This window comes from Alloprevotella sp. oral taxon 473 str. F0040, assembly GCF_000318095.2.
GTDB lineage: Bacteria > Bacteroidota > Bacteroidia > Bacteroidales > Bacteroidaceae > Alloprevotella.
Map to the genome: position 1 here is coordinate 34213 of NZ_KB290709.1, position 8744 is coordinate 42956.

At 42.9% G+C, this 8744-nt stretch carries 5 protein-coding genes; 3 read left to right on the forward strand and 2 right to left on the reverse strand.

The window, feature by feature from the left end; genetic code table 11:
- The first annotated feature begins 616 nt into the window (after window positions 1-616).
- The 3 genes from HMPREF9999_RS10160 (at window position 617) to HMPREF9999_RS01660 (ending at window position 3149) form a co-directional block, all read left to right on the forward strand.
- Entirely contained in the window at window positions 617-877 is a 261-nt protein-coding gene (locus tag HMPREF9999_RS10160) for an SPASM domain-containing protein (protein ID WP_009436519.1), read from the forward strand.
- A gap of 8 nt (window positions 878-885) precedes the next feature.
- A complete protein-coding gene (locus HMPREF9999_RS01655; protein WP_157049577.1) occupies window positions 886-2409 on the forward strand; it encodes a hypothetical protein in 1524 nt (507 codons plus the stop codon).
- Window positions 2410-2519: 110 nt separating this feature from the next.
- The gene (locus HMPREF9999_RS01660; RefSeq protein WP_009436522.1) at window positions 2520-3149 is read left to right on the forward strand and encodes a hypothetical protein; all 630 of its coding nucleotides are present in this window, start codon (window positions 2520-2522) and stop codon (window positions 3147-3149) included.
- A gap of 771 nt (window positions 3150-3920) precedes the next feature.
- Here the strand turns inward: HMPREF9999_RS01660 and HMPREF9999_RS01670 are convergent.
- Together HMPREF9999_RS01670 and HMPREF9999_RS01675 are read right to left on the reverse strand one after the other, a co-directional pair.
- Window positions 3921-4565, reverse strand: coding sequence for an XRE family transcriptional regulator (locus HMPREF9999_RS01670; RefSeq protein WP_198144606.1), 645 nt, complete (start codon window positions 4563-4565; stop codon window positions 3921-3923).
- A gap of 355 nt (window positions 4566-4920) precedes the next feature.
- Window positions 4921-8088: an outer membrane beta-barrel protein gene (locus HMPREF9999_RS01675; protein WP_009436527.1), complete on the reverse strand. Its 3168-nt coding sequence runs from the start codon at window positions 8086-8088 to the stop codon at window positions 4921-4923.
- Window positions 8089-8744: the final 656 nt, after the last annotated feature.

Below are 8744 nucleotides of genomic sequence, written 5' to 3' on the forward strand. Positions count from 1 at the left end.
TCAGAGCTAGTTTAAGGAAGAGCAAAAGTGGAACTGCCACTCATGGCATACGTTCCACAAAGGGAGTATAAGAAAGTAGATTGGGGAACTCTTCTTTTAGTTCTCGACAGACGTAGAAGAGATAGAAATGTTTGAAATTGCGAAACGTATTGCTGTGGAACAAGACGAGAATAGTAATCATTTCTGCATCGCTCATTCTTCCCTTTCTATTGCGAGTTTTAGGGATGTTTGGAGAGAGAGTTGAAAGTAAAAGTGCTTTTTTTGCACTTCGATTTTGAAAGTACAAATTCCAATTCATATTCTTTGCAGAAATCATCTGCAATACAATAAAATTCCGTAACTTTGCTGATAAGTTTCATAGAGGATAGTTTTTGTTTTCTGTTTGGTTATCAACGACAAATACACGAAAAATAATCCTCTTTTTGGGCTTTTATTGAAACTATTTTAAGGCAAAAAATAAGAGTTCCTTATCCTGAATTGGGGTTGTTATAGGTTCTGCACGCATCTAATCAAAGCATAGATTTATGTTAAATATGTAATTTCCCTCATATTCCACTTGCGTTTTTAAAATATAGTGTGTAGATTCGTAGCGTTCTAATCATAAATACATCATCATATGAACAATCAACAAGATATTATTGGTAATATTTTTGATGATAATATTCATTTTGATGTAGGATTTGCCATTGCACCAGTTATTAATGAACTCGAAGAAAAATGTCAAAAATGTTGGACAAAACACATATGCTCAGGAGGGTGTCCTTCTCAAAAACTTTCTCTCTCTCGTTTGCCTAATCAGTCTTTACCTGACGTGAATTGTGAGATAGAGAAAATTTCATCAGAATTCTATTTACAAGCATACATTTTGTTAAAATAATATCTAAAATGAGAAAATCAACACGCATTTCACCAATATTATTTATAATAATATGGCTTTTTGCGGTACCTGTATCGCTATTTGGGCAGCAACGTGTCGTAGTATCTCCTTTTTACTCAGACTATGCCACCTTGACAGATTCTCTTCCCCGAGGTTGGTCATTGTCACCTTATATTCAATTAGGAGTAAAGATAGATTTTTCACGAGAGACAACGTTATCTTCACTGAAGCAATATCAGTTTGAAAACAGTTCATACTTTAGTACCGTTCTACGTCCATTTATTCCTATTAGTCTGCAATATGGACACTTGAAGTGGGACAATCTAAATCTAACGAACTGGAATACACTTGAACTGGAGAAACAGGAGCGTCAATATGTGGAGACAGCGCAAGAGTACTTTTCATTATCATATAACGATTGTTCGTTTATAGCAGGGACACTGGTCAATAATAGAGGCATCCCCTCATTTTCATATATACATTATGAGGGATGGGGAACTCTACTCCCTATAAACACACAAAAAAGAGATACAACTACTTACATTCTACACATAAATCCATCTCTCTTTTATCTTCTTACTGATAAAGGTCTAGTAGATTTATATACAACAGAAAAGATAATAATACCACCAAACGAAAAGTATCCTTCATTGTTTCTGTTTTATAAGCCCATCTATGAATATAAAACAATTAAATACAAGGGGTTGAATGTCAAACTACTTGCAGAAAACGAGATGCAAGCTACAAAGTTGTATCGTAAATTGTCACTTGACACAATTGGACAACCATCTAACCAATGTTCTCCGAAAGTTAGTGTGTCGACTCCTGATGACAGCATTATATATCGAGCATTGAGTGCGATTGACAGTCTTACAGGTTTTTCCAAAGAGAACCAAAAGCATATTGCAATCGTGAAAACAGGCCTCAATTTTAGAGCCTCTATGGGGAGAAGTGAGGATTTGGATAGCCTATCTGCTAATTTCTCTTTGAAATTGGATAGCGTGTTGCTTATGGATCAAGAAATGTTTTACCAACATACCTTATTACACGAAATGCTGCATTTTGTGATTGGTAATCAACAAACTTACCAGAAAGACATTTCTAATCAGGAACTAAACTTCTTTACAGAATCAGTCACTGAGTATTTGGCCAAATATCTTTTTGGTAAGTACATTGTACACAAGAACATGTTTGTGGATTCGATAGAACATTGCCCTATCAACTTGACAATGCTAAAGAAAGCGAAACGCAGCATACGAGCCAACAATAGTGTCAGTGTCGGAACAAAAGATAGTAATGAGGCTGCTAACACCGCATGGGTGTATTATGACCTCTTGCCTGTACTGATACATCAATTAGCAGCGAGTAGTCAGGTCGATGAAAAGAAATTCGCCCAATCTATCTATTACTATGTTAGACGAAGCGATAAACAACAGCAAAGTCTGCAACATTTCTTTTCCTATCTGAAAGAACAAGGCTTCTATTTGCATAGCTTACAAAAAAACAAGATTCTTTACTTGCTAAATGAATAGTCAAATGCTTAGATTGTGGCTATCAATTCCGTCGCAAGCAGCTACCTTGCGAAGAAGAAATTTGGAATATATACCAAGAGAATAAACAGACGATTTCTGAACTTTCAGACATGTTCAACGTCAGCGATTCAACCATCAAACGGATGCTTGCTCACGTGACAAAAGAATGGGTTCAACCAGATCTGTCAAGACATAGTGGATACGTTCATCTTGACGCAACTTATTGGGGACATAATTGGGGAGTATTCCTTGCTCTAGATGATGCTTCTGGATACCCTTTGTATGTCGAGTTTATCAAGAGTGAAACCACTGCTGATTACTTAAATGCAGTGCGTAGTATAGAGGCTAGAGGTTATCTTATCAAAGGGATAATCATTGACGGAAAGCAAGCACTGTTCAACCTGCTTGCAGGTTACAATCTTCAGATGTGTCAATTCCACATGAAGCAAATAATCAGACGTTATCTCACTAATAATCCAAGACTTAAGGCAGCTAGAGCGTTAAAGGAACTGATGGTGACTCTGCCTTCTATTACAGAAACGGAGTTCAAGGAAAGGTACATTTCGTGGAGAAACTTCTGGGCAGATACGCTCAACAAACGTAGTCTGCTCAAGTCGGGAAAAACTCAAATATACCCACAAGCGATTAAGGTCGGCAATGAGAAGCATAGACTTCTTTTTGCCCTACTTATTTACCTATCAAAAACAGAACTGTGTAGGTATGCCAAATACGAACAATAAGATAGAGGGAACATTCACTGATTTGAAGAAGAATTTGAACAACCATAGCGGTCTGTCGACAAAGAACCGCAAGCGGTTCATTTGTGGGTTTTTCTTGGCATTGATAAAAGCTCTTTGCATAAAAAAGCAGGATACACAATGATGTACATCCTGTTTTATGCATGTCGCTATATGCAGCTTTATTCCTCACAGAGTTGCTCCCCAGCAGAGCTCTGCTATGCTTCAAACTGCGGGCAAAAATATAATGCTATCTGTTGATCTGAACAAGGAAAAAGACAAAATTCTCAGCCTGCAATTTGACCTATACGCCTTTTTGGGGTTACTACCCAAACGGAGCTTTGTCCGAAAAACTGTGTTGCTCTCCTTTGAAGACACCGAATACCATAAGACGAAAAGATTCTGAATGGGTGAGAGCAATGTACAAATTAAGCTTAGGATTTGGGAGTACCATTTGCGAGGGCGACAGCATTGCATTGTTGTCCCTCATAAGACTCGACAAAAAGACTGTGTTAGTGACAGCTCAATGATTAAGTATTGCTTCGAGTCTTAAAACTCCCCTGAGGAGAGTAATGTTAAGGATAATTGTTTTTACCACAAAATAAGAACTTTGGATCTTACACACAAGTTTAGGACACCATCGAGGAGTGCACATCTTCACAGGAGTTCGCGCTATAGCAGCATTCCCATAAGGGCCATAAGTATCATAGAAAACTCCCCATCGTTCTCTTCTCTATGAACGATGGGGAGTTTTGTTTGATAGTTGCCGTAGAATCAGAAAGTATGCAACTTTCCGACTACACGATAGAGCTGTTGGATGCGACTGATGGGGTAGCGTTCCACACCATAGTCGGGGTTGCTAGCAATGAATTCTAGCAATTCGGGATTGCCAGGCACGCGACGTAGTTTTTTGACCGTGCGCAAGTCGTCGAGGACAACGGCATAGATGTGTCCAGGCTCGAAGCTCTCGAGTGAACACTGGCGAAGCGCAATTTTGTCGCCAGGCTCAAGATCGGGCAACATGCTTTTGCCTTGCACTGAGCACCAAAGGTCGGCTGAGCGATTGAGGGGTGTGTCCATGTAAAAACTAGGGACAGCTGGTTGCTCATTGTTCACCTCCTCAAATCCACAGGTAAAATCGTTGTCATACACAGGAAGTGCTTCAAAACGATTGGCTCTGTGGGCATCACTCTCTGCCGATTCTCGATCGGCAATCATCATTTCACCATCACCTGTAAGCAACCAATCCACCGATACCCCTAAACGCTCACTGATAGATGCTAGAAAATCATACTTCGGTAAAACCGTACCTGTGAGATACGACCGAATGCGCGCTTCATTCGTGTCGAGTAAACTTGCAAACCGTGTGTTACGACCGTCTGCAAATTTCTTGACTAATAATTGGAGTCGGTTTGTCATAACAGATTGTTGTTTGAGATGTGACAGCCACATCTTTCATGATTAGAGATAAGGCGCATACGTCCTGAGAGACGTCTGGGGAAAAACCTCGCTGCACCGTATGGCTTATATGCGAGAATGGCTGATTTTATATCTGCAAATATACGATTTACGAAAGAAATTTCAAAATATACAGCTGGGTTTCGCGAAGAAAAATGTGTTTTACGCAATAAAACTAGTGATTTTGCACATTGCACCCTAGGGGAACGAATAATTTTGCGAGTTTTACTCGAAAAGATCAGGAGCATCCTCATTGAGAATGCTCCTGGAAATGAAACGGTGTGTCTATGACAAATAAGACACAAAAGCCAGAGATTTAGAATATTCTCCCACCACCGCCTGGAGGCATGGAGGGGCGGAAGTTGCCAGGGCCACGTTGCTCACCGTGACCACCAGGGCCATGGCCTTCTGGAGGAGTGGGGAGTTTGGCACCACCAAAGACGTTGAGTTTGAGAATGGCGTGCAGCAGGACATAGGTGTTGAGTCTATTGTTCCACGTGTCGGTGCGCATCAAGGCCGTGAGCGAACGACTAATGTTGTTCTGTTGATTGAGCAGGTCGAAGCCTTCGAGGCGCATGGTGAGTGCATTGCCTTTCAAGAATGATTTCGAGAGAGAAGCATTCCACACGAGTTCGTTGGTGTTGAGCTCTGAAGAAGCAAAACCACGGCGTGATGTCATTCTTAGGTCTGTGGACAAACTGATGCTCCAAGGGAGGGTGATGTTGGTGGAAACACCATAGTCATAGCTCCAGGTGTCGAGATTTCGATTGGGACTGAGAGAGGAGCGTGAGTGCTGGTATGACACACGACCATCGAGCGTGATATCCCACAAGTCGCGACGATAGGAAAAGTCGAGTTTCTCGGAGAATCCACTGATGCGGTTGGTGCTCTTTTGGGCATGAGCGTCAGCAAAGAGTTGGTTGACCTGAGAGATGCTTGGGGCATCGGGAAGAGTGATGGGTTGTGAAGTGGTGGCAATGAAGCCTACTGAGCGCGACAGGTTCACGTTAGTCGATGTGGACATGGTGAACATCTTGGAGGAATTGAGGGGAGTGTTGAAGGTGAATCCACCATTGGTACTCCAGTTGCCGTTGATGTTCTCGGGACGTGTGAATTGTCGACCGCTCGCGTCGTCGTAGATGAGCATTTGGGTCACGGCGTTGCGCTCATTGCTAAAGTGGAGATTGGCCATAATGCCTCGTTGAGACTCGGTGTTATAACCATTGTAAAACAAACGGAAGTTGTCGCTCCAGGAGGGTTTCAAACCAGGATTACCTACTGTGATGTGAAGAGGATTAGAGTTGTCCACCACGTTGAGCAGGTTGGTCATAGAGGGTTGTGAGGTGTCGCCGTGATAGAAAAAGTCTAATCGCTGGGTCTTTGAAAACTTGACTCGCAAACGGAGGTTGGGCGCAAAGTTTTGCACGGTGCGTGTGGTGTCGATATGTCCCACTGTGCCTCGGGTATAGTCCAAACGTGTGTTCTCGGGCATATAGCGCAGACCTACGTTGAGATTGATGAGGCTGGTGTTGTAACGAAGTCCCATTTCAACGCGATGGCGCTTGTAGTGATAGGTGGCAGACTGTGAATTGGCGGCATCACGCGCTGCTGCATAGAGATCGTTGGCATTGATGCGATCGAGCAACTGGGCTGGATCCACATGGGTTTGCAGTGACTCGCTACTCAACTTATATAAGGCTTCGGGTAAACTACCGTTGGCGGTGATATAATCATTGAGTGTATTGTAGCCAGAAAGTGAGGTGAGCTTATAGAGGTCGCGACTGCCATCGGTGAAGCGATGTTCATAGGAATAGCGAAGCTCTCCGTAGAGTTTGCCCACGATGGGCTCTACGTAGGATGCACCAAGACGATAGCTCCAATTGGTGGAAGGACGGCTAGAAAATTGGTGCGTGCCATTGGGAGCGAGCACGGACTGGGTGGGATTGCTGCGCAAACGGCGATGAAAGTCTGCTAAACTGTAATTTGTTGCACTTGACTCTTCCCATTTGCCTCGAGCTTCTAAGGTGAAGCTGCGCCCTTTGCGCCCTGGGAGTTTGCGAGTCATGTTTAGTTGTCCATCTAACGAACGACTCCATGAGGTGCCACGGGTGTTATTATTATTGAGATTGACTAGATAGGGGAGGGTGCTTGTTAATGTGTCAGCAGTGCCGCGGGTCGTACTGCCATAGGCGCGGTCGAGTACCTCGTCCGTGCTGGCTACTCCAAGAGAGGTGAAAGGATCGTTATCGAAGGTGGCTGCGCGATTGTTGCTGCTTGTATTACCTTCGCTCCAATTGAAATTTGGACGGAAAGACACTGAGGTCAGGGAGTCGGGATTCCACATCAAACGGAGCGATGCGCGTACACTTTGACTAAGACTGTTGGCAAATCGATGCGCGTTAGAAAAACTGGGTTTTCGACCAGCTGTGAGAAAAGTCTCAGTGGCAGTAATCGTTTCTGTGTTGTTGTCGTTGCGGAAATAGAGGGCATTACCACCAATCTCAAAAGCTCCAGAAGTGAAGCGTTTGATACCATTGTCCCAAGAGAAGTCTAGACCTGCCATGGTGGACACGGTGCGACCATCATTGTTGGAGGTGAAGCCTCGAGGGCCGCCAAATCCACGATCGCCGATGTTGTTGTGAGAGCCGAAGAAACCAAAACGGCTGTTGTCGGTGAAACGCATCAACATCAGTTTGGCCTGATAGAGATTGTTTTTCTCATCATCACGTCCACCAGCAACATCTATATTAGAAAGGAGAGTTTGGTTGAGCTCTCGTTTCGTAGAGATGTCGAGTACAAAACTTTCTTCTCCGTCATCAATGCCAGTTTGCTCAGCCAAATCGCTCTTCTTATCGTAGCTTTTGACCTTAGAAACTAGATTTACAGGAAGATTCTTCATCGCTACTTTAGTGTCGCCTTTGAAGAAATCCTTACCATTGATGAGTAGTTCCTTCACGGTTTTTCCGTTTACTTTGATACTACCATCGGCGCCCACTTCCGCACCGGGAAGTTGTTTGATGAGAGCTTCCAACGACGAACCCTCTGCAGTGCGGAAGGCTGCAGCATTAAATACTGTGGTGTCGTCTCTCTGTTCCATGCGTGCAAGCACAGCTTTTACTTCTGCTGCGCTGAGCAATACGTCACTGTTTTTGAGTGATACTTCCCCTATGCGCAATGTGTCGCTGTTATTCTTGAGAGCCACTGCAAAGGAGTGGGATTCGTAGCCTAAGGCACTGGCAGTGAGATGCAGACTATCGGTAGAGCTGGTCTCAGTGTGCAAGATGAAACGTCCTAAACTGTCGGTCGTGGCCACTGAAGGGCGTGCACCTTTAGTCCGGACGTCTGCATTGGAGATGGGGAGTTTGTCGTTTTTTCCTACCAAAGTGCCGATGATGACCCGGTTTTGGAGAGCATTAGCTGCATAAAGTCCTATGGGAGCGATAATACTGGCTGATAAGAAAAGGGGAAGGAAAGACTTTTGCATACGCAAGGATAGTGAAGGTTCTGTGTATAGGACGCTGAGACAGCACTTGTCCAGTTGCTCTAGTTGCTTATGCGAATAGATAGTGGGACATAAGTTTTGATACGTCTACGTTATTGTCATTGCGTGAGAGAATTTGAGGCTAGATTGACAAACTTCTTGATGAGTCTAACAACTATTAATCATGGCAAAGATACTGATTTTTCAGCCATTGACAAGAAAAAGAGTATGATGCGATAGGTCGTAAAACTAAATTTGACAACTTTTTTGTGCTGAAGTTGTCTTTTGTCTATATTAAAGCGATTGATGATTGCTGCAGTTAGGCCTATCTTGCTGCTAATCTAGTTGTTCTTTACTACACTTCTATATACGGTCTTTCTCTTATGGAATAGGTTCTCACGAGTTTATATTAACTTCCCCATTAATATAATGAATGCAGATAATCGTCTTTAGCTAGTATTGGGGAATAATTAAAAATTAGGAGATACTTTTTGGGGATAACTAGAACCATAAGCGTAGATGATGGACTTATAGCTGTTATAGTAGTACCTTCTAAAAGAAGATAGGAAAGACGAAGGGAGGAGAAGAGTTTTTGTGTTACTATAGTTTTTCGGAGTGGAATGGGCTATAAGTACCCATTTTGCAAACTGATTACATTG